Annotated in this window: 1 protein-coding gene; it reads left to right on the forward strand. The window is 66.8% G+C overall.

The window, feature by feature from the left end; translation table 11 throughout:
* Nucleotides 1-149: 149 nt before the first annotated feature.
* A partial coding sequence (locus ACI3KS_RS19645; protein ID WP_404920222.1) for an InlB B-repeat-containing protein occupies nucleotides 150-557 on the forward strand: 408 nt, incomplete at its 3' end.

Consider the following 557-nt stretch of genomic DNA (forward strand, 5'->3'; position numbering starts at 1 on the left):
GGTACCTGGTCTTCAATCCGCTCTATCGAGGTTCGGTCACGGTGATCGGTCCCGAGGACGCCACCGGACTTCCGACTGTCGCGGGCCGCGGAGGCCCGGACAACGAAGTGGCACCTGTGTCTTACACGGATCCGACCTCTGGAGTGCTGGTGACGGGAGACGCAACCGGCAGCATCCCGGATCAAGGCCGGCTGACGCTCGCGTTCCACTACCGAGTGACGTTCGCTTTCGCCGACGGAGTCACGAGCGACTCGACGCAGATCGTCGACTGGGGGCACGCCGCATCCGTGCCGGCTGACCCCGTGCGCCCGGGGTACACCTTTGCCGGGTGGGCATCGTCTGTCGCCGGAACCTCGCCGGGTGACCCGACGATCGCCCCGGTGACATTCACCGCCCAGTGGAACAGCGTCGCGCTCGACGCTCCGGAGATCACGACCCTGTCACTCCCGGATGGAGTCGTCACCGACGCGTACAGTGTGCCCGTCAACGCGATCGGAACCGGCCCCATCACCTTCCAGGTGAGCGCCGGCACACTGCCCGCAGGACTGGTCCTCGAT

The organism is Microbacterium sp. ZW T5_45, assembly GCF_044987415.1.
Classification (GTDB): Bacteria; Actinomycetota; Actinomycetes; order Actinomycetales; family Microbacteriaceae; genus Microbacterium.